Below are 25,142 nucleotides of genomic sequence, written 5' to 3' on the forward strand. Positions count from 1 at the left end.
CTTAAACCTTGCGGTTCAGATCAACTTAGAAGTTGAACTGGGCACCGAAGTCGGCCCGTGTCTGGCTTTCGCCGTCGCCACGCTTCGAGCGGCCAACACCACCGCGCAGCGATGCACCGCCGCCCAGGTCGTAGATGGCACCGATGCCGTACTGCTGGTTATCGTCGTCCGCCGAACCGTCACCGTAAGCGAAGGTCAGAGTGGTTGCAGCGCCAACATTGTAGGCTGCCGACAGACCGTATGCAGTGCCGTTACGTGTTGCGTCAGCAACATCGTCGTCCGCTACAAACAGAGTACCCGAGAAGTCACCGAATTCTGCACCCAAGGTCAGAACGGTCAGGGTCTGCTTCTCTGCACCACCAACGCCGTCAGTTTGACCATAGGCCAGAGCTGCGGTGATGTTGTTGAAGGTGTAGGTCGCGCTGATGTCCCACTTGTCTTCGCCGCCAGAGTCTTGGTCATACGACGCGCCGAAGGCGAAGTCGTTGATGGCGTACTGGAAGAACACAGCGTTTGCGCCAGCGCCGGTCGAAGAGTACGACAGGAAGCTGTAGTCAACGCCAGAGTACTGACCAATGAAGTTTTCCAGGCCAGGCTCGTTACCGTAGTAGTTTGCCAGGTTGTCAAACGAACCTGCTACGTTACCTGCGTCAACACGCAGACCACCGTAGATGACCGAGAAGCGCGCGCCGTTCAGGCCAGCTGCGTTGGCTTCACCAGTGTCGGCGTCTTCGTCAGCTTGCAGACGAACACGGCCTTCAAAGCGAACGCCACCGTCGGTTTCTGCGATGCCGTCGATGTTCAGACGGAAGCGAGAAACCAGAATGGTGTCGCTAATGTTAGGATCTGTCGAACGGTCTTCCAGGTATCCAATACCAAAACGACCGTAACCGCCGAATTTCACTTCAGCTGCTGCAACGCCTGCGGTCGCAATCAGCGCCGTCGTTGCGAAGAGAACTTTTTTCATCTTGTTTCCCTCGGTTTCAATTAAACAGTTTTCTACTCGACACATACCTCGGCATATGTCTCAGCACGGACACCGTTTCGCTCTTTTTGCCCCCCGGGTGCAAGCTTGGCCTAATTGTGGCGGCCTCATTCGGGTCAAATTGGTGCAAGGATGCCACAGTCACTTTTGCCTGCCTTTCCGCGCAGTAGGCCGATATTTCAAAAGAATAGGCTTGTTGCAGATGGGGTCCTTAGCTAGGAGTATCCACCAACAACGCACAATCAGTGAAACAGGACCTGCTTACAATGCGCCTGCCGACAGTTTTGGGTATGATCATGCTGACCGCCACCATTTCGGCATGCGGGCAGAATCGAAGCACCACCACGTACAATCCCAACCTCGTCGGGGGAAATTCCGACGAACGTGAATTGAACGATTCTGATCGAACGACAATCTGGGACATTTTTGATCGCGGCAACGCCGAGCAGACAACCAATGTGAACCGGTATCTGTGGGCGGCCTCACTGGATGTCCTCAGCTTTCTACCAGTGCAAGAGGTTGATCCGTTTACTGGCGTGATCGTAACAGGTTACGGCAAACCTCCGGGCGGCGGTCGGTCTTATCGGGCCACGGTACATGTCAGCGATCCAGCTTTGGCCGCACGGTCTTTGTCGGTTGCTCTTCAGTCTAACGGAGGCGCCCCGGTCAGCGCTGCGACAACCCGCGCGATCGAAGACGCCATCCTTTCGCGGGCGCGCCAGCTGCGCATTGCGGACAACAAGTTCTAGCAACCCGACGAAATTCACAATAAGACCACGCCGGGTTCCTGCCCGGCGTTTTCATTCACGAAGGACCGCAAGATGTCGCGTTACTCGGCCACCGAAATCGAAGCAAAATGGCAAGAGGCCTGGGATAAGGCTGGAATCTTTACGGCCAACCACAAGGCGGACAAGCCGAAATACTATGTGCTTGAGATGTTCCCCTACCCGTCCGGTCGAATCCATATGGGGCACGTACGCAACTACACGATGGGTGACGTGATCGCACGGCACAAGCTGGCAACCGGCCACAACGTGCTCCACCCTATGGGCTGGGATGCCTTTGGAATGCCTGCGGAAAACGCGGCCATGGCCATTGGTGGTCACCCCAAGGACTGGACCTACAGCAATATCGCGGACATGCGCGCGCAGATGAAGCCGCTGGGTTTGTCGATTGATTGGTCCCGCGAATTCGCTACTTGTGATCCCGAATACTACGGTCAGCAGCAGGCTTTGTTTCTGGATATGCTTCAGGCCGGGCTGGTGTATCGCAAGAACGCTGTCGTGAACTGGGATCCAGTCGACATGACGGTTCTTGCCAACGAGCAGGTCGAAGCCGGGCGCGGCTGGCGTTCGGGCGCTTTGGTCGAACGGCGCGAACTGACGCAGTGGTTCTTCAAAATCTCGGATTATTCAGAAGAGCTGCTAGACGCACTCGACACGCTCGAAAACTGGCCCGCCAAAGTGCGCCTGATGCAGGAAAACTGGATCGGCAAATCGCGCGGCCTGCAATTCTCGTTTGATCGCACCGACGAAAGTGAGCCGATCACGGTCTACACAACTCGCCCGGACACTTTGCTGGGTGCGTCCTTTGTTGGTATCTCGCCCGATCACCCGATTGCCAAGCAACTTGAAGCCGAGAATGCGGAACTTGCTGAATTTGTTGCTGAATGCCGGAAAATGGGCACCACCGAGGAGGCTGTTGAGACAGCTGAAAAGCTGGGCTATGACACTGGCATCCGCGTCAAGCACCCGCTGGACCCCAGCTGGGAACTGCCGGTCTGGATCGCGAACTTTATCCTGATGGACTATGGCACCGGCGCGATCTTTGCCTGTCCGGCTCATGACCAGCGCGATCTGGATTTCTGTCGCAAATACGACTTGCCGGTGATCGATACGTTCTTCGCCTTGGACAACGATACCCCGGTCGACAAAATCGCCTTTGTGCCTCCTAAGACTGAAAAAGTCCGTTGGGCGAACCATTTCGCTGGTTTGACTGAGGCGACGGGCGAGGAAGCAATCAACGCCACCGTCGATTTCGCTGAGAAAGCGGGCTGGGGCGAAGGTGTCACAAAGTACCGTCTGCGTGACTGGGGCCTGTCGCGTCAGCGCTACTGGGGCTGTCCAATTCCCGTTGTGCATTGTGATTCCTGCGGCGTCGTGCCCGAAAAGACCGAAAACCTGCCAATCCGCTTGCCCGATGATGTCACCTTCGACAAACCGGGCAACCCCCTGGATCGCCACCCAACTTGGCGGGATTGCAAGTGTCCTAATTGTGGTGCTGCGGCTAGGCGCGAAACCGACACGATGGACACGTTCGTCGATTCTTCTTGGTACTTCGCCCGTTTCACTGCGCCCAACGCCGAAACACCCACCGATCTGGCCGAGGCCGAGTACTGGATGAATGTCGACCAGTATATCGGCGGCATCGAGCACGCGATTCTGCATCTGCTGTATTCGCGGTTCTTCGCGCGGGCGATGAATATCACCGGCCATTTGCCAAAAAAGGCGATCGAGCCATTTGATGCCCTGTTCACCCAAGGCATGGTGACGCACGAGATCTATCAGACCCGCGATGCCAACGGTCGCCCGGTCTATCACCTGCCCGAGGACGTGACCGACGGCAAACTGGCTGACGGCACTGAGGTCGAAATCATCCCCTCCGCCAAGATGTCGAAGTCGAAGAAAAACGTGGTCGACCCGGTCAGCATCATCTCGGCCTTCGGTGCCGACACCGCGCGCTGGTTCGTGTTGTCCGATTCTCCGCCGGAACGGGATGTAGAATGGACTGCAGCCGGTGCCGAGGCGGCGTTCAAACATCTAAGCCGGGTCCATCGCATCGCGTCCGAGATCGTCAGTTCGGACGATCCGGCCAACAATGAAGACGAAACCCTGCTGCGAGAGATGCACAAAGCCATCCATGATGTGTCGGGGGGTGTCGAATCCTTTGGGTTCAACGCCTCGATCGCCAAGCTTTATGCGTTTACCAATACTTTGGCGAAATCCAAGGCGGGCACAGGCGCCAAACGCGAAGCGGCCAAAACCCTGGCGCAGCTGATGTCGCCGATGACGCCACACCTGTCAGAAGAGCTGTGGCAGATGCTGGGGGGCGAAGGGCTGGTGGTCACTGCCCCATGGCCCGTCGCCAATGAGGGCATGTTGGTCGATGACACCATCACCCTACCGATCCAGATCAATGGGAAACGCCGCGCGGAAATCAGCATTCCCATGGATTTGGGAAAGGATGAGGTTGAAAAAATCGCGCTCAGCACCGAAGCTGTACAAAGGGCACTGGATGGTGCCACGCCGAAGAAAGTGATCGTAGTCCCGGGCCGGATCGTAAATGTCGTCGTTTGATCGAAGAACCTTTCTGTTGATGCCGTTGGCGCTGGCCGCCTGCGGCTTTGAACCGGTGTATGCCCCGGGCGGATCGGGTTCAGAACTGTATGGAAAAGTTGCGGTTTCCGCCCCAAACACTGTTGAAAGCTATTTTCTGGTTCAAAATCTGGAACAGCAGCTGGGCCGCAGCGCAAGCTCTGGCTCGGAATACAAACTGGATGTGCAGGTTTCGACTGTGACCCGAGGCGCCGCCATCTCAACAACCAATGAAACCAACCGATATACCATTGACGGGAGCGCCCAATATTCGCTGCGTTCCAACGAGACTGGACAAATCGTTGCATCAGGTAACGTGACCGATTTCGTTGGCTATTCGGCTGCTGGATCAACCGTGTCCACATTAGCGGATGAGCGTGACGCGAAAGAACGGCTGATGGTGATTCTGTCGAGCCAGATCATGAACCGCCTCTACGCCACACCAGGTTTGTCCGCATGAAACTGAGCCCGCGCGAGGCTGAAGGATATTTCGCCAAGCCGGACGCCAACAAAACCGGATTGCTGATCTACGGAGCAGACGCAATGCGGGTCGCGCATAAACGCCAGCAGGTTCTGGCCGCTCTGCTTGGATCGGGTGCTGAAGAAGAAATGCGCCTCACCCGAATGCCCGGCGGTGATCTGCGCGGTGATCCGGCTTTGCTACTGGATGCGGTCAAAGCTGTTGGTTTCTTTCCAGGCCCCCGCGCCGTCTTCGTCGAAGATACCACCGATACGGCCGCGCCAGCGATCGTTGCGGCCCTGGAAGAATGGTCGCCAGGTGACGCCCAGATTATCGTGACCGCAGGGCAGCTCAAGCCAAACTCAAAAATCAGAAAAGCGTTCGAGGCGCATCCGGCAACCTATGCGGTGGGGATCTATGATGATCCACCATCACGGGCCGAGGTCGAGAGGGTGCTGGCACAAGCCGGTGTGCAGAACATTCCAAACGACGCGATGTCAGCGATCAGCGAATTGGCCGTCGGCCTCGGCCCCGGGGACTTCGCCCAAACCATTGAGAAGCTGTCGCTTTACAAGCGCGGCGACACCTCTGAGCTGACGATCGAAGATATTGACGCCTGTGCACCGCGTTCGACCGAAGCGGTGGTGGATGACGTGTTGAACGTGGTCGCAGAAGGACGGGCCGGAGAGATCGGGCCGATGATCCGACGACTTCAGGCCCAAGGAACCAACGGCGTCACGTTGTGCATCGGCGCCACGCGGCACTTTCGAACACTTTATGCCTGTGCTTCTGACCCTGGTGGTGCAGCCCAAGGGATCGGCAAGCTGCGTCCACCGGTCTATGGCAAGCGACGTGACCGGATTCTGCGGCAGGCGCAGGGTTGGGGTGCTCCCAAGCTGCAAACCGCATTAACGGTTCTAACCGATACGGATTTGTCGCTACGGTCGGCAGGTCAGACTGCACCCGCTATGGCGCTGGTCGAACGCGCGATGATCCGATTGGCGATGCTCGCCCGTTCGCGATGAACACGCGTTTCGCTTGACGCCTTCCCGATCTGCCCCAAACTCGGCACAGTCCCACTCAGCAGGAGCCCCGCATGTACAAGGTCTATGGCAGCATCCCCAGCCGCGCCTCGCGCGTTCTTTGGATGCTGGAAGAAATCGGTCAGCCCTATGAACACGTCAAGGCCGGTCCGCGTGATCCGCAAATCACCGCGTTGAACCTGTCGGGTAAAATCCCTGTGCTGGTCGATGGTGATGCGGTGATCAGCGACAGCTCGGCGATCATGACCTACCTGGCGGATAAGCATGGGGCGCTCACTTATCCTGCCGGAAGTCTCGAGCGCGCGGCACAGGATTCGGTTTTCTTTGCCATGCTGGACGAGTTGGATGCGGTGCTGTGGATCGCGGCACGTCATACTTTTATCTTGCCCGAGGACAAGCGCGCGCCTCAGGTTAGTGAAACGGCAATGTGGGAGTTTGATCGCAACCTTCAGCGCCTTGAAAAGCAGTTCAAAGGTCCGTTTCTGCTGGGCGAGAAGATGACCATAGCAGACATCCTGTTGGTTCACTGCATGAGCTGGGCCAGAGGCGCACGATTTTCGCTGAATTCCGACGTGCTGAATGCCTATTGCAAAGAGATGCGGAACCGGCCCGGATACCTGAAATTGGCCGAACTTGCGCAAAAGTCCTAACGGATGCTCTGGGCCTTCAACCAGTCGACGGCGGACTGGCCAGCCCACCGGCCCGTCGCAAAACAGGCGGTCAACAGGTAGCCACCGGTTGGGGCCTCCCAATCCAACATCTCTCCGGCGCAGAACACACCCGGCACGGCCCTGAGCATCAGGCCGTCATCCAATTCGGCCCGAGGAACACCGCCAGCGGTCGAAATTGCCTCGTCCATAGGTCTTAGACCAGCATGTCGGACAGGCAGGGATTTGATCACTTGCGCCAATGCATCTGGCGTATCCGGAAACGGGCGACCGAATTCCATCAGCAAAGCTGTTCGGGTGGCGCCAAGTTTCAACACCTTGCGCAAGTGGTTAGACAGGCTGGATTTACCGCGGGGCTTGCTTAAGCGGGTCGCGATTTCGCCTTTTGTCAGGTCCGGCATCAGATCGATGGTCAGGGGTGCGCCCTTTCTCACCGCCTTGCAGATGGTATAGATACCGCCACCTTCTAACCCGTGTTGGGAAATCACCGCCTCGCCCCGCGTTTGCGCGGACCCTGCCTGTAAAGCAACGCCCTTAATTGGCGCGCCTAAATGTGGCGACATATGCTGTGACCACTCGACCAGCAGGCCTGCATTTGCCGGCGCAAACGGGGTCAAAGTAAGTCCCTTAGCCGCCAGAATTTCGGCCCAACTGCCATCCGAACCCAACCGCGACCAACTGGCCCCTCCCATGGCTAGGATCGCGACATCAGCGACGACAGACTGCGGCCCTTCCGGTGTGTCGAACGTCAACGCTTGGCCGTCCCAACCGGTCCAGCGCCAGCGCACTCTGACATCGACACCCGCCTGTCCCAGTCGCGCAAGCCATGCGCGCAGCAATGGGGACGCCTTCATCACTTTGGGAAAAACCCTACCGGTTGAGCCGGTGAACAACTCTTGCTCCAGATCGCGGGCCCAGTTCTGAACCCCCTGAGCATCAAATGCAGCGATCATCGGCTGCAACCAGTCCGCGGCTTCATCGTAAGACGCGATTAGGGTTTCAAGCGGCGCATCTTTGGTCAGGTTCAAACCCGACTTCCCAGCCATCAAAAATTTGCGTGCAACTGACGGCTTGGCTTCGGCCACAACAACCGAATGGCCAGCATTGGCCAGTTGTTCTGCGGCCATCAAACCTGCTGGCCCTGCCCCGATCACCACTGCCTGCGCCATTGTCGCCCTCTTGCCTTAGCCGCCCATTGGCGTGATTTTGCGGTCACTATGACAAACAGTGATCCAATCTGCCCGCTTTGCGACCGTCCGATCCCCGATGGGTCTGGCAGCCTGCATCATCTGATCCCAAAACTCAAAGGAGGCAAGGGCGGACCCACCGTTTTGCTGCACCAGATCTGCCACAAAGAGGTTCACGCAACACTGAGAGAAGCGGAATTGGCCCGCAGCTTCAACACAATCGACGCGTTGCGAGCCCATCCGAGGCTTGAGAAATTCTTGGCCTGGGTCCGCAAGCGCCCGCCTGGGTTTCGGTCGAAAGTGCCTGGCAAACGGCGCGGGCGGTGATCAGCGCGGCAAAACCGGGTCACCAAATGCGTCCTTGAGCGGTGTTGGCAGGCCTTCGATCTCGATCCCCAGATAGTCAGGCACTGGCGCAAACTCCGCACCCGCAACATGTTGAAATTCCAGCGTTGTGTACGGGCGTCGCCACAACCATTCGCGATTCTCAACCGCCCACAGATCAGGATTTGGCAAGGTGTCATCGGTAAAAGCGTAAAAGTGCAGGTCAAACCCATAGGGCGACACGTCCTGCACCGACAAAAGCGTCATCCCCTGATCACGGCACCACGTGTCTTCGGAAGCTATGTCGCCGGTTCGCAATGTGATCTGGCCGATCCGAGCCTGCGCAAACGGCGCGGCCGGATCAGCGCCCCGTTCGGGGCGGTTGCCTTCGAAATCGTGCTGCAACAGCTCTATAGCGAAGCCCTCGGGATCGCTTAGATGGCACATATACCCGATATCGAGAAACTGTTGTGGAGCGCTGATCTCGACACCCTGCCCTTGCAGGAAATCCGCCGCCATATCCACATCCGGCACGGTCACACCGATTTTCCAATAGCGTTGTCCGCGATCAGGTGCATAGCCTCCACCACCGGGCATCAAAAGCAAATCCGCGTCTTCGCCGTGATATCCGATGCGGCAAGTCTGTCCTTCCTTGCGCACGGACATTCCAAACGCTTCGGAATAGAATTGCGCAAGGCGATCAGTGTCAGAGACCCGCAACCGCAAGGCAGAAAGTCTCATACACATAACTCCTCTATTCCACTTGCAATTTTGGGATCTGCGCCAACGCTGTCCGCCACCAGCTGTCGCGCTGTTGACATCAGATCTTCAGACTCCACGACGCGGTCAACCAGACCAAAAGCATATGCCTCTGGCGCGGTGATCTTCTGTCCAGCCATGAGGATCAGCTTGGTTCGGGCTGGCCCGATCAATGCAGACATACGTTTGGGGTCAGAAGGTTGGGGCAAAAATCCAAGCTTCATGACCGGATAGAAGAACTTGGCCGACGGTACGGCAATGCGAAGATCGCAGGCCAAAGCCATCCCGTGGGCCCCGCCCGCCAATGTTCCGTTCAACGCCGCAACGGTCAGGCAAGGTAGCGCCGCAATCGCGCCGGACAGCCGCTCCCAAACATCCGAAGTCGCAAGCCCGGCGCGCGCCTCGTCCAGATCAGCACCTGCACTGAACACCTTACCCACCCCTGTCAGGATCAGCGCGCGCGCCTCAGTCGCGGCTTCGGCGATTTCGGCCAGTTCGGTCAACATCGCCCCGGTCAGAGCGTTCGCCTTTCCCGGGTTGTTGATCGTAACTGTCCAAAGGCCGTCCTTCTGCTCAAGTTCGATCACGTTAACCCAATCCTCTTGCGGATTTCGTCCTGTCTGAGCGAAATTTCCGTGCCAAGATACGCGTCTGAGTCCGTGGAACACATCCACAAAAGCGCGCGCGCTGGCCAGTCTGCCGGAATGTGATCCTCCCAGTCCAACTGGCTGACCGGATTGATACCGCTGGCCTTGATGACCCGCTGCATATCCGTCGCAACCGTGCCCGGTGACAAGCCCATGGCACGAATCCCATGATGGCCTTCTTCCATATGAAGACACTCTGTCAGCATCTTCGCCCCCGCCTTAGAGGCGCAGTAGTGACTCCAAGCCTCAACCGGGTTCGATGCTGCGCCAGATGACACGGTCAAAATGGTGCCACCCCCAGCGGCGCGCATAACCGGCAGGGCCGCACGCATGCCGTAGAAGACACCTTTAAGGTTGATATCAATTGCCTGGCTCCAAGCCTCGGTATCCGCGTTGGACAGTTGAAAGATCGGCTCGATCACGCCAGCATTGCCAATCAGCACATCCAAACCGCCGAAACGGTCGACGCAATCTGCAACCACTTGTTCGACCTGCGCAAAATCGCTGACGTCGCAGGCCAGTGCAATGGTATTGTCACCCAGCCCGACAGCCAGGGTTTCGATCTGGTCTCGGCTACGAGCGACCAAGACAACGTTGGCGCCAGCTGCGGCAAAAACGCGCCCTGCCTCGGCCCCGATCCCACGGCTGGCCCCTGTTATGAGCACCGTTTTTCCTTGCATTTGCTTCTCCTTATCCGTCGGTTCGGAAATCAACTACAGCCGTACCGCGTAAATGGGGAATTGGTCTACCCCTTGCCCCCTTGACGATACCCTCCACAAGCCCGACCATGCGCACCAAATTGATCAAGAAGGGTTACCTTATGTCTGTTTTCCTACGCCGTAGTTGCGGCGCAGCCTTGGCTTATGCCGTTGCAACCCAAGGCGCACTGGCCGACCTGACCGCAAACGATGTTTGGGCTGATTGGCAAACATATTTCACATCAATGGGTTACTCCATCGCCGGTGACGAAAGCGCATCAGGCAACGTTACCACCATTTCCAACATGACACTGTCTATGGAGTTTCCCGACGACGACGGGCAATTCCAGATGGCCATGCCGGAAATGACGCTGACGGAAAACGGCGATGGCACGGTCAGCATCGACTTGCCTGAAAGCTTTCCGATGACAGTTGCCGGACAGACCGAGGGAGAAGAGTTTTCTGCCGATGTCGTCTATTCTCACAGCCAGTTGAATATGGTCGTTTCCGGGTCGCCAGAAGACATGACCTATGATTACACGGCGGCCAAACTGGCTATCGTTCTGGATTCGCTTGAGATGGACGGTGAAACCTTGCCGAACGACACTCTGGCCGTCAGCATGGAAGCGAACGATGTGGACGGAAGTTCGCGGATGCGTGTCGGCGAAAATCGCGACATCGCCCAGACCTTTAATGCGGCTGACATGTCGTACAATGTCCGGTTCAAAGATCCGGAAAACGACGAAACCGGTCTGATCGACGGTAAACTGAATGGGCTGGCCTTTGAAGGCGAGAACATCATCCCAAGCGACTTTGACCTGTCAAACCCTCAGGCCTTCTACGAGGCCGGCTTCGCCTTTTCGGGCAACTTCACGTACACGTCTGGAGCGACAGATGTCAGCGGCGTCAGCGAGGGCGAGGAGTTTTCGATGGGCAGCACGTCCGAAGGCGGACGTTTCGCAGCCAGCATAGATGCAGAACGCGTAGCCTATGACATTGAACAAAACAGCACGAAGCTGGCCGTTACCACGGCAGATCTGCCGTTCCCAATCGAACTGGCGATGGCCAAAGCCGGGTTACAATTTGAGTTTCCGCTTCAGCAGTCAGAAGAGATCCAACCGTTTGGCTTTGGTATGAACCTGACGGATTTCACCATGTCAGACGTGCTGTGGGGCATATTTGATCCGGCGGGCACATTGCCACGCGATCCTGCAACTATTGCATTGGACACGGTTGGCACGGCCAAAGTTCTGATGAATATCTTCGATCCCGAGTCAGCCGCTGCATTGGAAGCAGATGATGCGACGCCCGGAGAGCTGCATTCATTGAAAATCAACGAGTTGCTGGTCTCGATGGTCGGAGCCAAGTTGACCGGCGACGGCGACTTTGCCTTCGATAACGCAAACGTTGAAGAATATGGCGGCCTGCCCGCGCCGTCCGGTGTCGCAAACCTGCAGCTTGTAGGGGCCAACACGTTGATCGACAAACTGATCGGCATGGGTCTGATGTCAGACAATGACGCTATGGGCGCGCGGATGATGATGGGCATGATGGCTGTGCCCGGCGAAGAGCCCGATACGCTGAATTCCAAGATCGAGTTCACTGAAGACGGCCAAATCCTGGCCAACGGTCAGCGCATCAAATAGCGACAACATGAGGAGGCTGCTTCGGTGCGGCCTCCTCATCTAGACGATTGCAATCTAGTGCGCGACAACTGTGTCAGCGCGTCTGATCTAACGCATTTCTCGTAGGCAAATATCCATCTCAGGCGTTTTTGCCTATTGGTGTTTCATGCACATAAGGCCAACCTTACCGATGTGGTAAGCTGGAAACTCAGACGTGATAATGCCATCGACTCTCTGCACAATTTGGTCACGGGTATTGCGAGACGGTCGGTCCAAGGCTAGGTCCAGTGCAATCAAACCGGAGGCCACATGACCCGCACACCAGAAGAAATCAGCCGACAACTGCTGGATGCGGCCCGCACTGCAGGGGCCGAGGCCGCCGATGCCATCGTTATCGACGGATCTTCGGTTTCCGTCGAAGTGCGCGGCGGTGCGCTTGAGCATGCCGAGCGCTCTGAAGGCACGGATTTGGGTCTGAGGGTGTTTCTGGGAAAACGGCAGGCAATCGTTTCAAGCTCGGACAAGCGCCCCGAAACGCTGAAGGTTATGGCCGAACGCGCGGTTGCCATGGCCAGCGAAGCCCCCGAAGACCCGTTTACCGGGTTGGCTGAACGTGACCAGATTGCCCAGGATTGGGATATTCAGGCGCTTGAACTGTTCGATCCGACCTCGGAGCCCTCTGCCGAAGCCTTGATGCACGATGCGCTTCGCGCCGAAGCAGCGGCGTTGGCCGTTTCCGGCGTATCACAAGTGTCGGACGCAGCGGCAAGCTACGGAACGCACCGGGTGCATCTGGCAATGACCAACGGGTTTTCCGGTGGGTACAAGCGCAGCAGCCGTTCAACGTCGTGTGTTGCCATTTCAGGCGAAGGCACCGGTATGGAGCGTGACTATGATGGCGACAGCCGAACGTTTCAGTCGGATTTACGCAGTCCCGACGAAATCGGACGCATAGCCGGCGAGCGCGCGGTGGAACAGGTTGGCGCCCAAAAACCAGCAACGGGCAGCTTCCCGGTCTTGTTCGACGAACGTATTTCATCGTCATTGATCGGCCACCTGCTGGCCGCCAGTAATGGCGCCGCTGTTGCGCGCGGAGCATCATGGCTGGCAGATAGTCTGGGACAACAGGTTCTGCCCGAACATCTGTCCTTGATCGAAGACCCACACCGCCCGCGCATCTCGGGCTCGCGTCCTTTTGACGCCGAAGGGTTGCCCACGCGACGTCGCGCCATTGTCGAAAACGGTATCTTGACCGGGTGGACACTGGATCTGTCCAGCGCGCGTAAACTGGATATGGCCTCGACCGGAAATGCCACGCGCGGCGTCTCAGGGCCGCCATCGCCCAGCAACTGGAATCTGAGCCTGACACAAGGCGACCAGAGCCGTGCTGACCTGCTGCGAGACATGGGAACCGGGTTGCTGGTGACCTCGATGATCGGTTCTACGATCAACCCCAACACGGGCGATTATTCCCGGGGCGCTTCGGGTTTTTGGGTCGAAAATGGAGAGATCACGTATCCGGTGAATGAATGCACGATCGCAGGAAACCTGCGCGACATGTTGAAACGCATTTTGCCGGCCAATGACGCGCGCCCATACCTGTCGCGGGTCGTCCCCTCGTTGCTGATCGAAGGAATGACGCTTGCCGGCAACTGACTTACCTCTTCTGATCGAAGCCGCCCTAGAGGCTGGCAAGATCGCCACGCGATATTCTGGCACGCAGGCGCAACGTTGGGACAAGCCCGATGGAGCCGGGCCAGTGACCGAAGCAGATCTGGCAGTCAATGCGATGCTTGAAGAACGCCTGCCCGGCGCGCGTCCAGGCTATGGTTGGCTTAGCGAAGAGACCGAGGACACCCCTGACCGCCTGTCGCGGAACATCGCGTTCATCATTGATCCGATCGATGGCACCCGCAGTTTTGCTGAGGGCGCGCGTACTTGGGCACATTCCCTTGCCGTCGCGGACCATGGCGAGGTGACGGCGGCCGTTGTGTACCTGCCAAGGCGCGACCTGCTTTATGCTGCAGCAAAGGGACAGGGTGCCACTTTGAATGGGCAAGTGATTCAGGCGTCCCAAGCCGCTGGATTGGATAAGGCCGAGATTTTGGCGGCCAAGCCCAACCTTGCCGCGCGTCATTGGCGTCTGGGAGAGGTCCCAGTCTTTGAACGAGCCTACCGTCCTTCTTTGGCATATCGCATGGCTTTGGTTGCACAAGGACGGTTCGACGGCATGCTGACCCTTCGTCCCAGCTGGGAATGGGACATCGCCGCTGGTGATTTGATCATTCGCGAGGCAGGCGGACTCTGCTCGGACCGAACCGGCCTGCCTCTGCGATTTAACAACTCCCATCCCCGTCTAAACGGGGTCATTGCTGCTGGTGCGGATATTCATGCGCAATTGTCAGCGCAACTGGACCCGGACGGGTCGGGCATTAGCGAATGAGCAAGCCGCGCTCTCTGAGTCTGGCGGCCTATCGGGTTCTGTCCTGGGGCGTGCCAAACGGGGTTGGTCAATCGGACATGCCCCGGCCAGAGGGCGAGTTGTTGTGGATTCACGTCGCGTCGCAGGATCGACTGCGGGTCGTCAACGACTTCTGTCGTCAGATGCAACAAGCACGCCCCGGGCTTTCAATTTTGCTGACGGCACCACCCAACGCCGATCTGGCGCGTTGGACTGGTTGCACATTTCCTCTGGTCAAGCTTCCGATGGAACAAGCCGGGGCAGCACGCGGGTTCCTGGACCACTGGCGCCCGGATATGGGGATTTGGGTTGGCGGTGGCGTGATGCCAAACATCATCACCCGCGCGCACGAACGTGGGATTCCCCTGATCCTGATCGAGGCGAAACTGGACATCACGATTGCCCGCAGCGCGCGCTGGTTGCCTGATATTACCCGGTACACCTTCGATTGTTTCCGCCAGATCCTGACAACTACCCCTGAAACCGCGCGTCAAATTCGGCGGCTGGGCATCCCTTCCACAAAGGTGTCAGAGGCCCCGCCTCTGCAGATCAGCCCGAACCCAAGCCCCTGGCCCGAGGACGAGCTGATCGAAATCAACCAAACACTCGCGGGGCGACCCGTGTGGTTGGCTGCTTGGGTTCAGGACAAGGAGTTCATTTCTGTTCTCAGCGCACATCGCCAGGCACTAAGGCTGTTACCGCGCCTGGCGCTGGTGCTACACGTCGCTGATATCAGCGAAGCCACACCGCTGCATCGTCGCCTCGAGTCTATGGATCTGCGATGCAGCAATTGGGACGAAGGTGGGTTGATCGAGGACACGACCCAAGTCATCCTGTCATCAGAACCCGAAGATCTGGGCCTATGGCAGCGCCTCTCGGCCGTTGCGTTCATTGGCAGCTCTCTTGAATTTGACGCAGGCGGACAGGATCCGCTGGACTCTGTCGCGCTGGGTTCGGCCATCATTCATGGCCCGTTTGTGAACCGGTATCAGGATCTGTACCATCGTCTTGAAAAGGCCGGGGCGGCGCGGATGGTCAAAACGGCAAACGAGCTGGCAGAATCGGTTGTTCAGCTGCTGGCACCCGACAAGGCTGCGGCCATGGCTTTGGCGGGATGGCAAATGATTACCGAAGGCGCACCCCAAGCAGATCAGTTAATCGAGATGGTTCAGGAAACTCTGGACCGTCGGAGTACAGACGATGCGCGCACCTGAGTTTTGGAACACGGCCCCAGGCCAGCTTGATATTCGGGCACGGGTGCTGGCTCCTCTGGGCCGGATTTATGCGTCTGCTACTGCGCGCCGGGTCGCTTCGGGTTCCGGTGTAGATCCCGGCGTGCCAGTGATTTGCGTCGGCAACCTGAACGCGGGGGGCACCGGCAAAACACCAACCGTTATCTGGATTATCGAGCAGCTAAGCAACGCCTGGCACAAACCGCACATCGTGACCCGCGGACATGGTGGGTCGTTGGAAGGCCCTGTTCAGGTCGACCCGTCCAAACATACTGCCGCGCAGGTTGGGGACGAGCCGCTACTGCTGGCAATGTTCGCTGATGTCTGGGTCGCCAAAGATCGGGCGGCAGGTGCCTGGGCTGCCGCCGCCGAAGGGGCAAGCGTGATTGTCCTGGATGATGGGTTTCAAAACCCGTCAGTCGCCAAGGATTTCTCAATCATTGTGGTCGATGCACAGCGTGGATTCGGAAACGGCTTGTGCCTTCCCGCCGGACCATTACGGGAACCGGTGGACGTAGGGCTTAAGCGTGCGGACGTGGTATTGTCGCTGGGGGATGCCCCTGCTCAGTCGCAGTTTAAGGAACGCTGGGGCACGCAACTCACCGTGCCGCATACCACCGGAGCCGTTGAGCCATTGCAAACAGGGATGGATTGGGCCGGTACGCGGGCTTTGGCCTTTGCGGGCATCGGACATCCGGAAAAGTTCTTTGAAACTCTGCGCCAACAGGGCGTTGAGCTTTTGCGGGCAGAAGCACTGGATGATCATCAACCGCTGACACAAGCCTTAATGACCCGGCTGGAAAACGAAGCGCGGGTGCTGGGTGCACAGATGGTGACCACCGAAAAGGACGCCGTACGCCTGCCCCCGGCCTTTCGAAGCAAAGTGATCACTTTGCCCGTTCGCCTTCAGATGTCGGAACCAGAAACGATCAGGGATATGCTGCTGCGCGCCGCACCATCCCCGTAGACAGCCCGGTCGGCACCCGACGCGCCAACCGGAAAAGCACTAGCTGCCCAACTCGTCTTCAATCAGTGCTTTGAATTCTTCGTAAGACTGGTTTGAGACGTTCTTGCCATTCACAACAAACGAGGGCGTTGCCTCGATGCCGTCACGCTCGGCGTTTTCCTGATACCAGGCAACCAAAGTCTGCGCGCGGGTGCCGTCCTGCAGGCACGCTTCAAGCTGGTCATTGTCGATACCGGCGCGGCGACCAATTTTGCGCAGTTCATCGACAATCTCAGTCGGACCACCGGCGCGTGTCCACTCTGACTGCCCGTCATAGATCAGATCGGTAATGCCAAAGAATTTCTCAGGACCCGCGCAGCGCGCCACCATCGATGCCCACAGACCGTAGCGGTCAAAGTAGACCTCGCGGTAAATGAACTTGACCTTACCGGTATCGATAAAGTCCTTCTTTAGCTGCTTGTAAGTGCCTTTGTGGAAATTCGCGCAATGAGGGCAAGTATAGGATGCATATTCGATGATCTCGACAGGCGCATCCTTGTCCCCTTGCACCATTTCAACAACGGTCGATGTGTCCAGATCCGCTTCTTGTGCCTCGGCACTACTGACCAGCGGATTGGGTACGGTGGAGTTTGACAGCGTCAACCAATAGCCGCCAGCGGCGACGGCGACGGCCGTACAAATTACGGTTGCAATACGGCTCATTCTCAGCCCTTTCTCAGCGTTTCTGTTTGGATAGAACGTTACGACCAAGACGTTCAAGGGCCGCGCGTAACTCACCATCGTGAACCTCTCGCGACACTTTGTCAGCCTCGGCTACAATTTCGGGTGCAATCGTAGGTTTCGGCTTTTTCGGTTTGTGATCGAAACTGGCCTGCCCCTCGGCAAATCCGATCGGCGCGGTCTGGGTGATGCGAATACGGCTGATCGCATTGTAGCCATAGATCGCGTTGACCTTGTCGCGCAGTTGTTCCTTTTGCATTTCCAACATCGGTGCCTGCGGACCTGTCGTCAGAATGGTTAGGGTCGCACCAATCCCGCCTTTGCCATAGCCAACTTTCACAGGTCGCGAGATGGCGGCGGTATCCTGCCCCACAATCTCGGCCCAATGGGTCAACAGGCGCGACACAGCAAAACCCCGGCTTTCACCGGCGCGCCGAATCTGGTCATTCAGCAAGGTTGCGGTACGTTTGAATCCGCGGGTCGACGAACGTCTGCGTTGCATCTGGTTTCCAACTCCTGCGCCGCTATTGTAGAGGGCATGGGCATAGGCGCCAGAGAAACCCGACAGGGAGATAGATAAAACTTGCGTGACATCAGCGAATTCAGCGTAAGCGCCGCACTTTTGGACTGGTACGACCACAATGCCCGCCAAATGCCGTGGCGTGTTGGCCCGGCTGATCGTGCCGCCGGAGTGACACCAGATCCCTATCGCGTGTGGCTGTCCGAAGTCATGCTGCAACAAACAACGGTTGCTGCTGTGCGCGACTACTTCATGCGCTTCACAACGCGGTGGCCTGATGTTGCCTCACTGGCAGCTGCCCCGGACGATCAGGTCATGGGGGAATGGGCCGGGTTGGGTTACTATGCCCGTGCACGCAACCTGCTGAAATGCGCACGCGTTGTGGCAGACGAATACGACGGGCAATTTCCGGATACCGTTGACGCGCTGCTCAAACTGCCGGGCATCGGCCCCTATACTGCAGCCGCAGTGGCAGCCATTGCATTTGACCGCCCTGAAACGGTTCTGGATGGCAATGTCGAGCGTGTCATGTCGCGTCTTTATGACATTCATGACCCTTTGCCCGGATCTAAACCAATCTTGATGAAAGAAGCCGCTGCTTTGACGCCGACCCAGCGGCCCGGCGACTACGCGCAGGCTGTTATGGACCTGGGGGCCACGATTTGTACGCCCAAATCTCCGGCCTGTGGCATCTGTCCATTGCGCACACCTTGCGCGGCGCGGATTGCAGGAACACAAGCGGATTTACCCAAGAAAACAGCCAAAAAACCGAAGCCTACGCGGTTCGGGCATGTTTACATCGCACGTCGGCGGGACGGCGCCCTGCTGCTGGAACGTCGGCCCGATAAAGGGTTGCTGGGTGGCATGCTAGGCTGGCCCGGCTCGGAGTGGTCCGACACCCCGTCCGAGACACCGCCGTTTGCAGCCGACTGGAGCGTCTTGTCAGAAGAGGTGCGCCATACCTTCACTCATTTCCATCTGGTTTTGCGGATTTGGACCGCTGAACTGCCTGCGGAAACAACCACGGACGGCCTTACCATTCTGGGCAAACACGAGTTCAAGCCCAGCGATCTTCCAACCGTGATGCGCAAGGCACATGACCTTTGGCAGAGGCAATAAGCCTGCTGTGCAAGCGCGTTTGGCGCGGCTAGGCTGCGCATATCCTATCGGAGCATCAGGATGATTGCATCTGGCACATTATCGGGTTGGAGATCCGCCATACCCTTTTGGGTTTCGTTTCTTTTGATCCCATTGATCTGGGCAACCGCCTTTGTCGGTGGCTGGTGGCTTTTGTTGGTGCCCTTGTCGACATGGTGGGCCTTTGCTGTGCTTGACCGCCTCACCGGGCTGAATGAGGACAATGCCGATCCGAACACGCCGGACGATGTGCTCCAGTGGTATGTTTTGCTAACCAAGCTTTGGACACCCGTTCAGTTTCTGACACTCTACGGCCTGATCTGGTATGCCACCCGCACCGATCATCTGTCGGGGCTGGAAAAGTTTGGGTTGTTCTTCGGGATGGGCGTCATCTCGGGCACCATCGGTATCAACTACAGCCATGAATTGATGCACCAAAGCAGCCGTCTTGAACGCTGGTTTGGTGATGTGCTTTTGGCGATGGTCCTGTATTCCCATTTCCGGTCCGAGCACCTGCTGGTCCATCACCGTTATGTCGGCACGCCACGGGACCCTGTCACCGCCCGGTACAACGAGGGATTTCATCGGTTCTACCCGCGCGTGTTACTGCAATGCCTGGTTTCCGCATTCAAAGCCGAACGCGACAAGCTGGCCCGCAAGGGTCAACCGTGGACGGATCGCAAAAACCCGTTCTGGCGCTACTGGGCTTTGCAAGGCGGGATGATGCTACTTGCTTTAGCGATGGGCGGCTGGCTGGGTCTGGCGCTGTTCCTGCTTCAGGCTGGCGTTGCGATCTGGCAATTGGAACTGGTGAACTATGTCGAGCACTACGGGCTGACCCGAAAACACCTAGGCGACGGGAAATATGAACATGTCTTGCCGCGTCACTCGTGGAACGCGTCGCAAAAGGCTTCGAACTGGTTGTTGATCAACCTGCAACGGCATTCGGACCATCACTACAAACCGAACCGACGCTTCCCGCTGCTGCAGCATCATACGCAGAACGCGGCGCCACAACTGCCCTATGGCTATCCGGTGATGACCATAGCCGCGATGATCCCACCTCTGTGGCGTCGGGTAATGAACCCCCGCGTCCGGGATTGGCGGCGTCAATACTACCCCGAGATTTCGGATTGGAAGCCCTACAACAAAGCAATGAACCCGCAACCAAACGCCTGACCGCAGCGCGCGTTTCGCGCGCTGCCCGGCCCAACGGTTGGCATTGCATCTTATGATGCAGTTTAAAGCGGCCGGAGCGCTTCCCCTCACATCATCCAGATATCCATCGCAGTCTCGACTCCGCGCACGGCCTGTTGTGGGTACAGGACAAAACCCTCCGTCAAATCCTGGCCTGTGGGCGGCTCCTTTAGCGCCTGTTCCCGCACAGCCTCACTGATGACAACACGTGCCTTCAGGTCGCGCGTTTTGGCTTCCAACTTGGCAGCGACATTCACCGCATCCCCAATAACCGCAAATTCCAATCGATTAGCGCCAATGTCCCCCAGCACAACCGAGCCGAAATGAACTCCGATCCCGACGTGAATCTCAGGGTCTCCGGCCCGACGGCGTTCAAGGTTCCAACGCTCCATGACATCCACCATCGAACGCGCACAGGCCAATGCATTGGTCGCATCAAAGAGTGTCGGAACGGGTGTGCCGAACGTGGCCATCAGCCCGTCCCCCAGATACTTGTCCAGCGTGCCGTGGTGTCGGAAGACTTCGGTTTCCATTCGGGCATGAAACCCACGCAATACTTCGATGACGTCATAAGGATCGCGCCCGGCCGCAAATTTTGTGAACCCCACTATATCAATGAACAAAACGGCGATGTTCTCTTTCCGAACTTGCTTTAGCGGCTCGTCATTCTGGCTGAGTTCTTCAACCACATTGGGAGAAAAATATCGGGACAGGTTTGCCCTTTCACGCTCAAGCCCTGCATTGGTCATCAGCAAGTGGTTCAGCCGACGCATTGAGATACCCAGGGTCACGGCCACCATGACAAACACGATGACCTGTTGTACTCGCTGCGGCACCATGAAGCTGTTTGGGTCCAGCAACTCAGCGACGTCCGGATACCCCTGCAACGCATCTGCCAACCGCTCACTGATGCCGGGTATCGGGGTTGCCAGCCACCATGCGATAATCCAACCGGCCGTCCACATCATTGCGGTCCATGTCCCGATTGCGACAACAGTCCTCCAGGAATACGCAAGCGTTCCCGCAGCCAGGATGATGAAAAAGTACTGAAAGTTGTCAAAGCGATACTGCATGGCCAGTGGCCTTACATCATCGCTAAACGGATTTGGTACAATCATGCCCAACGTCATGATCAACAAATCCAAAAAGATGAGCAGCAACTCCGTCCGGGACTGTCCCACCCGACCAGCGCGGCGGATCAACCAGCCATTTGCGCAAATCAGCAACAGGATGAAATGATACCACATGACATCCCAATGCGGATTCAGAAAGATCAGCAGCACTCCGGTCAGCGCCATCGCAATCCAACGGGCCCGAACTGCAAGCTCCAAACCCTCGCGCTTGTGCCGTGCCAATGCGGCCTCGGTGTATTTGTTATCCAGCTCGACGCTGTCCGGTTGCGTCAGGAAAAACCTTTCGAAACGAGATTGGCTTGCTGTTGAATCAGTCATGGCCTCGGTCTTTTGCAGGGTCTGTCAGGGCTGTTGCATGCAACCATCTCTGGCACAAAAACAAAAGACCCCGCCGTATACGGCGGGGCAAGGCGTAGTGCCTTGTGTCAGGCCACAGGCACCGGCGGTATTTGGTTGTCAGCTGTGCAGTTCCGATCGGATCTGCTGGCGCAGCACGTCGATTGGTACGGTTTTGCCATCGCGCTTAAAGCACCAATACGTCCAGCCATTGCAAGATGGTGCATTCTCAAGATGCGCTCCGACCTGATGGATCGAGCCTTTGACGTTGTCGCCCACCAGCGTGCCATCGGCACGCACTTTGGCTTTATGGCGCTGGTTCATGGAATATAGCTCTTCGCCAGGACGCAGCATGCCACGTTCGACCAACTGGCCGAAAGGCACACGCGGTTCGGCGCGTTTGCTGGCGCTGACTTCCAATGCCTCACGGTCAAACTTACGGACCTTGGCGATGCGTTTTTCAGCCACCTTGCGATAGCTTTCCTCGCGCTCGATCCCGATGAATTCGCGGCCCAGCATCTTGGCGACAGCGCCAGTTGTGCCTGTGCCAAAGAACGGGTCCAAAATAACATCACCTGGATTGGTTGATCCAATCAGAACCCGGTGCAGCAGCGACTCGGGCTTTTGCGTCGGATGTGCCTTGTCGCCGTTTTCATCTTTCAGACGCTCATGCCCGGTACAGATCGGCAGCACCCAATCGCTGCGCATCTGGATACCTTCATTCAGAGCTTTCAGCGCCTCGTAGTTGAAGGTGTATTTCGCACCTTCCTGTTTCGAGGCCCAGATCATCGTCTCATGCGCGTTGGTAAACCGCTTGCCGCGGAAATTCGGCATCGGGTTAGACTTGCGCCAGACCACGTCATTCAAAATCCAATAGCCTGCATCCTGCAAGGCCGTGCCAACACGGAAGATATTGTGGTACGATCCAATCACCCAGATCGCGCCATTCGGCTTCAACAGGCGATGGGCTGCTTTCAGCCACTCTCGCGTGAACTTATCGTAGACGCCAAAGCTGGAAAATTGGTCCCAATGATCGTCAACTGCGTCTACCTGAGAGTTGTCGGGGCGATGCAACTGGCCTTTCAGTTGCAAGTTATAGGGCGGGTCCGCAAAAATCAGGTCCACGGATGCCTCGGGAAGACTGTTCATCACATCGATGCAGTCCCCGGATAGAATCGTGTTTAACGGGAGCGCGGCTGCGCTCTTTGTCTTGATTGTGGTCATTTCACTGCCTCGGTTCCACGGCGCTTTTGCGCTCATTTGGTTGAGACAAGGATGAGTCATCCTGGATTCGCCGTCAATTTCTTTTTTGAATCAGCGGCTTACGATTTACTCTTGATACAAGATATTGTGGACCGGCTTGAAGGAACGTCTATGGTGTGGGGTCACACCAAGATTTCGCAGCGCATCGCGGTGTTGTTTTGACGGATAGCCAGCATTTGTGTCCCATCCATAGCCGGGATGCTGTTGCGCTAAATCCACCATCACTTGATCACGCCAGTTTTTGGCAAGGATCGAAGCCGCCGCAATCGACACAGATCGCGCATCCCCTTTGACCACAGCCTGCGATGCGATTTTCAAGCCGCGCGGGATCAGGTTTCCATCAATCAACAAGTAATCCGGGGCCGGTTTCAACGCGGCCACGGCTCGCTCCATCGCCAAATGCGACGCGCGCAGAATATTGATTTCGTCGATCTCAGCGACTGACGCCTTGGCAATCGCGAATTCGGCGCTCTGCCGTAGCGCGGCATCCAGAACCGCGCGGCGCTTGGCTGTCAGCTTCTTAGAATCGTTCAGCCCTTGCGGGATGTCCTTTGGATTCAAAATGACCGCAGCTGCCACCACCGGACCAGCCAACGGACCGCGCCCAACCTCATCAACACCGGCGATGCGGACATAGCCATCTGCATGCAGGACTTGCTCTAAGTTGTAATTCGGTACTGTCATATAATCGAAAAACCGTTTTTCGTCTTACGTCGCAAGCAAAAAGAGAGGGCAGTTTTCACCACCCTCTCCTGCGCAGCGTTTCTGCGACGCCGCTCCTGCTCGAAAAAGTTACTGGTAAACGACTCGATATCCTTGCTGGCGCAGGCAAGCAGGCTCGAACGCGCGCTTGACCTTTTTGCCATTCCAGAAACCGACCTTGCACTGTTGCGGCAGGCTATTGGAATGTCTGTAGTGCTTCTTGAGGCAATTGGGGCCCAACAGAGGACGATCACCGTAGGCTTTGAAAGTCCTCAGGCAACGTTGCGGCAAATCATAGCGTGCCACATGCTGCGGCAACGGTCGCACGGGCTGCGGCGTGATCACAGGCGCGGGTCGCACAGGTTCGTAATGACGTGTCGCGCGGTTTTTGCGTTTGTCTTTGTTGTAATGGTGAACTGCTGCGCCGATGATCGCGATTGCAGCCAGCCCGCCCAGAATATCACGGGTGTCAGCCGCACGGGCCTGAGACGCCGAAACGCCAGTGACTGCCACGGCAGCCGCAATGATCAGAGCAATGAATTTCCGGTGCATAGCGATGTCCTTTCAGATGTTCTGGCGATCCAGCAAAGGACCGCAAATTCGATGCTAGGACACTGGGGTTGCCGCTGTCAGACAAGCAATAGCGGCGCTTTGTTATCGGATATCAACGGTTCCAAGCCCTTTAAGTTATTGAATATCAGATGCACCCGTGCGCAGGATGCAGCCTATGAAACCGATCCTCTCTTCTCTGGCCTGCGCTGCCCTGATATCGCTTTGCTCGGCTGCGTCAGCGGCTGACTGTTACGCAGATTACAAGGCAAAGCAGGACAATCCACTGCGCCTGCATTATGGCATCATGCAGGTCGCGGCCTGTGACAAAAGCCAGGCCCAGCAAGAGGTCGCCCAGCGCCTAGATGCGTCGGGTTGGACCTTACTTAACGTCCTGTCCGTGTTTGGACCGGAAGGGTTGGATCAAAGGAAAACCAATGCCGGAAAATTCTATCTCCGTTTCTGATGCGCGGCGATCCGGCGTTCGTCTGGTTGGTTTGGGTATCTCCGCGATTTTGGTGATTCTGATTACGGCCGCGGTATTCCTGTTTTGGACCTTGCCAGACGCCAATGCCTTTAATGCTCGCGTCGAAAGACTGTTTGTTGAAAGCGACTTGACTTCGCAAGCCGAGATCCGTCTGTTGGAAATCCTCGCCCAATCAGGCACCGCCTTCGCAGACACTTTGTCCAGCTATCGCATGGTGATTTATGTCTTGCTGGTGTTTGCCTGCGCGATGCTGGTGTCAGCACTTGTTTTTCTTGTGATGCTTGTTCTGTTGAACCGGCGCATGGCGCAAATTGAACGCACAGGCATTCAGGTTACATCTCTGCTCATCAGTCGCGAGGAAAACACTGTTTATCTCAACAACATGGATTTTAAGTTGACGCCCGCAGCCATGGAAACCCTTTCGGTTCTGGCTGAGTCCCGGCTGGATGACGAAGTCCTGTCCGGCGCACAGATTGAGGCGATGATTTCCGGCCGCAGCGCCGCAGATTGCGACGAAGCTGCGGGCGCTACTCGGATCAAGCGATTGCGCGATACGTTGGGGAACCAGATGGTCAGTGAGTTGCTGGTGAAAAACATCGCAAAGAAGGGCTACATGCTGTCCATCGAAAAAGATGTCATTCAAATGGTTTGATCGCCCGGCGACGGTG

General features: G+C 57.1%; 26 protein-coding genes. 15 read left to right on the forward strand and 11 right to left on the reverse strand.

The window, feature by feature from the left end:
• Positions 1–25: 25 nt before the first annotated feature.
• Positions 26–967 carry a porin gene (locus tag Q1B13_RS15435; protein WP_298937341.1) on the reverse strand — a complete coding sequence of 314 codons (942 nt, stop codon included), beginning with the start codon at positions 965–967 and terminating at the stop codon, positions 26–28.
• A gap of 284 nt (positions 968–1,251) precedes the next feature.
• Between Q1B13_RS15435 and Q1B13_RS15440 the strand changes: the two genes are divergently transcribed.
• From Q1B13_RS15440 to Q1B13_RS15460, 5 genes are all read left to right on the forward strand, one after another.
• Positions 1,252–1,734 carry a DUF3576 domain-containing protein gene (locus tag Q1B13_RS15440; RefSeq protein WP_298937342.1) on the forward strand — a complete coding sequence of 161 codons (483 nt, stop codon included), beginning with the start codon at positions 1,252–1,254 and terminating at the stop codon, positions 1,732–1,734.
• Between the two features lie 72 nt (positions 1,735–1,806).
• Entirely contained in the window at positions 1,807–4,341 is a 2,535-nt protein-coding gene (leuS, locus tag Q1B13_RS15445) for a leucine--tRNA ligase (protein WP_299082065.1), read from the forward strand.
• Positions 4,328–4,819, forward strand: a complete 492-nt coding sequence (lptE, locus tag Q1B13_RS15450) for an LPS assembly lipoprotein LptE (RefSeq protein WP_298937344.1) — start codon at positions 4,328–4,330, stop codon at positions 4,817–4,819. Before leuS ends, lptE begins: the two co-directional genes overlap by 14 nt.
• Positions 4,816–5,844 (forward strand): DNA polymerase III subunit delta, encoded by a 1,029-nt coding sequence (gene holA / locus Q1B13_RS15455; protein ID WP_299082063.1) that lies wholly within the window; start codon positions 4,816–4,818, stop codon positions 5,842–5,844. The genes lptE and holA overlap by 4 nt, the downstream gene beginning before the upstream one ends.
• A gap of 71 nt (positions 5,845–5,915) precedes the next feature.
• Complete coding sequence (locus tag Q1B13_RS15460) at positions 5,916–6,512, forward strand: glutathione S-transferase family protein (RefSeq protein ID WP_299082061.1); 597 nt, start codon at positions 5,916–5,918, stop codon at positions 6,510–6,512.
• Here the strand turns inward: Q1B13_RS15460 and Q1B13_RS15465 are convergent.
• A complete protein-coding gene (locus Q1B13_RS15465) occupies positions 6,509–7,699 on the reverse strand; it encodes a TIGR03862 family flavoprotein (protein ID WP_299082058.1) in 1,191 nt (396 codons plus the stop codon). The two genes, Q1B13_RS15460 and Q1B13_RS15465, sit on opposite strands and share 4 nt — an antisense overlap.
• A gap of 48 nt (positions 7,700–7,747) precedes the next feature.
• Between Q1B13_RS15465 and Q1B13_RS15470 the strand changes: the two genes are divergently transcribed.
• Positions 7,748–8,044, forward strand: a complete 297-nt coding sequence (locus Q1B13_RS15470) for an HNH endonuclease (RefSeq protein ID WP_299082055.1) — start codon at positions 7,748–7,750, stop codon at positions 8,042–8,044.
• Here Q1B13_RS15470 and Q1B13_RS15475 read toward each other — a convergent pair whose 3' ends face one another.
• From Q1B13_RS15475 to Q1B13_RS15485, 3 genes are read right to left on the reverse strand one after another with little or no spacing between them, the layout of a single operon-like run.
• A complete protein-coding gene (locus Q1B13_RS15475; RefSeq protein WP_299082052.1) occupies positions 8,045–8,782 on the reverse strand; it encodes a VOC family protein in 738 nt (245 codons plus the stop codon).
• Positions 8,779–9,387: an enoyl-CoA hydratase/isomerase family protein gene (locus Q1B13_RS15480; protein WP_299082049.1), complete on the reverse strand. Its 609-nt coding sequence runs from the start codon at positions 9,385–9,387 to the stop codon at positions 8,779–8,781. The genes Q1B13_RS15475 and Q1B13_RS15480 overlap by 4 nt, the downstream gene beginning before the upstream one ends.
• Entirely contained in the window at positions 9,384–10,127 is a 744-nt protein-coding gene (locus tag Q1B13_RS15485) for an SDR family oxidoreductase (RefSeq protein ID WP_299082046.1), read from the reverse strand. Before Q1B13_RS15485 ends, Q1B13_RS15480 begins: the two co-directional genes overlap by 4 nt.
• Positions 10,128–10,234: 107 nt before the next feature.
• Between Q1B13_RS15485 and Q1B13_RS15490 the strand changes: the two genes are divergently transcribed.
• From Q1B13_RS15490 to lpxK, 5 genes are all read left to right on the forward strand, one after another.
• The gene (locus Q1B13_RS15490; RefSeq protein ID WP_299799949.1) at positions 10,235–11,791 is read left to right on the forward strand and encodes a DUF2125 domain-containing protein; all 1,557 of its coding nucleotides are present in this window, start codon (positions 10,235–10,237) and stop codon (positions 11,789–11,791) included.
• A 288-nt stretch (positions 11,792–12,079) separates the two neighbouring features.
• Entirely contained in the window at positions 12,080–13,426 is a 1,347-nt protein-coding gene (locus Q1B13_RS15495) for a TldD/PmbA family protein (protein ID WP_299082040.1), read from the forward strand.
• Positions 13,413–14,213: a 3'(2'),5'-bisphosphate nucleotidase CysQ gene (locus Q1B13_RS15500; RefSeq protein WP_299082036.1), complete on the forward strand. Its 801-nt coding sequence runs from the start codon at positions 13,413–13,415 to the stop codon at positions 14,211–14,213. Before Q1B13_RS15495 ends, Q1B13_RS15500 begins: the two co-directional genes overlap by 14 nt.
• Positions 14,210–15,445, forward strand: coding sequence for a glycosyltransferase N-terminal domain-containing protein (locus Q1B13_RS15505; RefSeq protein WP_299082033.1), 1,236 nt, complete (start codon positions 14,210–14,212; stop codon positions 15,443–15,445). The genes Q1B13_RS15500 and Q1B13_RS15505 overlap by 4 nt, the downstream gene beginning before the upstream one ends.
• Positions 15,432–16,430 (forward strand): tetraacyldisaccharide 4'-kinase, encoded by a 999-nt coding sequence (gene lpxK / locus Q1B13_RS15510; RefSeq protein ID WP_299082029.1) that lies wholly within the window; start codon positions 15,432–15,434, stop codon positions 16,428–16,430. Before Q1B13_RS15505 ends, lpxK begins: the two co-directional genes overlap by 14 nt.
• A 39-nt stretch (positions 16,431–16,469) precedes the next feature.
• Here the strand turns inward: lpxK and Q1B13_RS15515 are convergent, their stop codons facing one another.
• Together Q1B13_RS15515 and Q1B13_RS15520 are read right to left on the reverse strand one after the other, a co-directional pair.
• Positions 16,470–17,132, reverse strand: a complete 663-nt coding sequence (locus Q1B13_RS15515) for a DsbA family protein (protein ID WP_299082026.1) — start codon at positions 17,130–17,132, stop codon at positions 16,470–16,472.
• Positions 17,133–17,145: 13 nt separating this feature from the next.
• Positions 17,146–17,652 carry a DUF721 domain-containing protein gene (locus Q1B13_RS15520; protein WP_299082023.1) on the reverse strand — a complete coding sequence of 169 codons (507 nt, stop codon included), beginning with the start codon at positions 17,650–17,652 and terminating at the stop codon, positions 17,146–17,148.
• 81 nt (positions 17,653–17,733) lie between these two features.
• On the opposite strand from Q1B13_RS15520, the gene mutY reads away from it, so the two are divergent.
• Positions 17,734–18,789 carry an A/G-specific adenine glycosylase gene (mutY, locus tag Q1B13_RS15525; RefSeq protein WP_299082020.1) on the forward strand — a complete coding sequence of 352 codons (1,056 nt, stop codon included), beginning with the start codon at positions 17,734–17,736 and terminating at the stop codon, positions 18,787–18,789.
• Between the two features lie 60 nt (positions 18,790–18,849).
• Positions 18,850–19,986 carry an alkane 1-monooxygenase gene (locus Q1B13_RS15530; protein WP_299082017.1) on the forward strand — a complete coding sequence of 379 codons (1,137 nt, stop codon included), beginning with the start codon at positions 18,850–18,852 and terminating at the stop codon, positions 19,984–19,986.
• A gap of 86 nt (positions 19,987–20,072) precedes the next feature.
• Here Q1B13_RS15530 and Q1B13_RS15535 read toward each other — a convergent pair whose 3' ends face one another.
• The 4 genes from Q1B13_RS15535 to Q1B13_RS15550 form a co-directional block, all read right to left on the reverse strand.
• Positions 20,073–21,455 carry an adenylate/guanylate cyclase domain-containing protein gene (locus tag Q1B13_RS15535; RefSeq protein WP_299082014.1) on the reverse strand — a complete coding sequence of 461 codons (1,383 nt, stop codon included), beginning with the start codon at positions 21,453–21,455 and terminating at the stop codon, positions 20,073–20,075.
• A 138-nt stretch (positions 21,456–21,593) separates the two neighbouring features.
• Positions 21,594–22,697, reverse strand: a complete 1,104-nt coding sequence (locus tag Q1B13_RS15540) for a site-specific DNA-methyltransferase (RefSeq protein WP_299082011.1) — start codon at positions 22,695–22,697, stop codon at positions 21,594–21,596.
• 105 nt (positions 22,698–22,802) lie between these two features.
• On the reverse strand, positions 22,803–23,420 hold the full coding sequence (locus Q1B13_RS15545) for a ribonuclease HII (RefSeq protein ID WP_299082008.1): 618 nt from the start codon (positions 23,418–23,420) through the stop codon (positions 22,803–22,805).
• A gap of 108 nt (positions 23,421–23,528) precedes the next feature.
• Positions 23,529–23,990: a hypothetical protein gene (locus Q1B13_RS15550; RefSeq protein WP_298937364.1), complete on the reverse strand. Its 462-nt coding sequence runs from the start codon at positions 23,988–23,990 to the stop codon at positions 23,529–23,531.
• 175 nt (positions 23,991–24,165) lie between these two features.
• On the opposite strand from Q1B13_RS15550, the gene Q1B13_RS15555 reads away from it, so the two are divergent.
• Entirely contained in the window at positions 24,166–24,453 is a 288-nt protein-coding gene (locus Q1B13_RS15555) for a hypothetical protein (protein WP_299082005.1), read from the forward strand.
• The gene (locus Q1B13_RS15560) at positions 24,425–25,126 is read left to right on the forward strand and encodes a hypothetical protein (protein ID WP_299082002.1); all 702 of its coding nucleotides are present in this window, start codon (positions 24,425–24,427) and stop codon (positions 25,124–25,126) included. Before Q1B13_RS15555 ends, Q1B13_RS15560 begins: the two co-directional genes overlap by 29 nt.
• Positions 25,127–25,142: the final 16 nt, after the last annotated feature.

This window comes from uncultured Ruegeria sp. (assembly GCF_947489545.1).
Lineage (GTDB): Bacteria > Pseudomonadota > Alphaproteobacteria > Rhodobacterales > Rhodobacteraceae > Ruegeria.

Excerpts from the sequence above, each read along its gene's own strand:
- Q1B13_RS15435 (WP_298937341.1), bottom strand. The coding sequence starts at position 967 with ATGAAAAAAGTTCTCTTCGCAACGACGGCGCTGATTGCGACCGCAGGC.
- Q1B13_RS15440 (WP_298937342.1), top strand. The coding sequence starts at position 1,252 with ATGCGCCTGCCGACAGTTTTGGGTATGATCATGCTGACCGCCACCATT.
- leuS (WP_299082065.1), top strand. The coding sequence starts at position 1,807 with ATGTCGCGTTACTCGGCCACCGAAATCGAAGCAAAATGGCAAGAGGCC.
- lptE (WP_298937344.1), top strand. The coding sequence starts at position 4,328 with ATGTCGTCGTTTGATCGAAGAACCTTTCTGTTGATGCCGTTGGCGCTG.
- holA (WP_299082063.1), top strand. The coding sequence starts at position 4,816 with ATGAAACTGAGCCCGCGCGAGGCTGAAGGATATTTCGCCAAGCCGGAC.
- Q1B13_RS15460 (WP_299082061.1), top strand. The coding sequence starts at position 5,916 with ATGTACAAGGTCTATGGCAGCATCCCCAGCCGCGCCTCGCGCGTTCTT.
- Q1B13_RS15465 (WP_299082058.1), bottom strand. The coding sequence starts at position 7,699 with ATGGCGCAGGCAGTGGTGATCGGGGCAGGGCCAGCAGGTTTGATGGCC.
- Q1B13_RS15470 (WP_299082055.1), top strand. The coding sequence starts at position 7,748 with ATGACAAACAGTGATCCAATCTGCCCGCTTTGCGACCGTCCGATCCCC.
- Q1B13_RS15475 (WP_299082052.1), bottom strand. The coding sequence starts at position 8,782 with ATGAGACTTTCTGCCTTGCGGTTGCGGGTCTCTGACACTGATCGCCTT.
- Q1B13_RS15485 (WP_299082046.1), bottom strand. The coding sequence starts at position 10,127 with ATGCAAGGAAAAACGGTGCTCATAACAGGGGCCAGCCGTGGGATCGGG.
- Q1B13_RS15490 (WP_299799949.1), top strand. The coding sequence starts at position 10,235 with ATGCGCACCAAATTGATCAAGAAGGGTTACCTTATGTCTGTTTTCCTA.
- Q1B13_RS15495 (WP_299082040.1), top strand. The coding sequence starts at position 12,080 with ATGACCCGCACACCAGAAGAAATCAGCCGACAACTGCTGGATGCGGCC.
- Q1B13_RS15505 (WP_299082033.1), top strand. The coding sequence starts at position 14,210 with ATGAGCAAGCCGCGCTCTCTGAGTCTGGCGGCCTATCGGGTTCTGTCC.
- lpxK (WP_299082029.1), top strand. The coding sequence starts at position 15,432 with ATGCGCGCACCTGAGTTTTGGAACACGGCCCCAGGCCAGCTTGATATT.
- Q1B13_RS15515 (WP_299082026.1), bottom strand. The coding sequence starts at position 17,132 with ATGAGCCGTATTGCAACCGTAATTTGTACGGCCGTCGCCGTCGCCGCT.
- Q1B13_RS15520 (WP_299082023.1), bottom strand. The coding sequence starts at position 17,652 with ATGCAACGCAGACGTTCGTCGACCCGCGGATTCAAACGTACCGCAACC.
- Q1B13_RS15530 (WP_299082017.1), top strand. The coding sequence starts at position 18,850 with ATGATTGCATCTGGCACATTATCGGGTTGGAGATCCGCCATACCCTTT.
- Q1B13_RS15535 (WP_299082014.1), bottom strand. The coding sequence starts at position 21,455 with ATGACTGATTCAACAGCAAGCCAATCTCGTTTCGAAAGGTTTTTCCTG.
- Q1B13_RS15540 (WP_299082011.1), bottom strand. The coding sequence starts at position 22,697 with ATGACCACAATCAAGACAAAGAGCGCAGCCGCGCTCCCGTTAAACACG.
- Q1B13_RS15545 (WP_299082008.1), bottom strand. The coding sequence starts at position 23,420 with ATGACAGTACCGAATTACAACTTAGAGCAAGTCCTGCATGCAGATGGC.
- Q1B13_RS15550 (WP_298937364.1), bottom strand. The coding sequence starts at position 23,990 with ATGCACCGGAAATTCATTGCTCTGATCATTGCGGCTGCCGTGGCAGTC.
- Q1B13_RS15555 (WP_299082005.1), top strand. The coding sequence starts at position 24,166 with ATGAAACCGATCCTCTCTTCTCTGGCCTGCGCTGCCCTGATATCGCTT.
- Q1B13_RS15560 (WP_299082002.1), top strand. The coding sequence starts at position 24,425 with ATGCCGGAAAATTCTATCTCCGTTTCTGATGCGCGGCGATCCGGCGTT.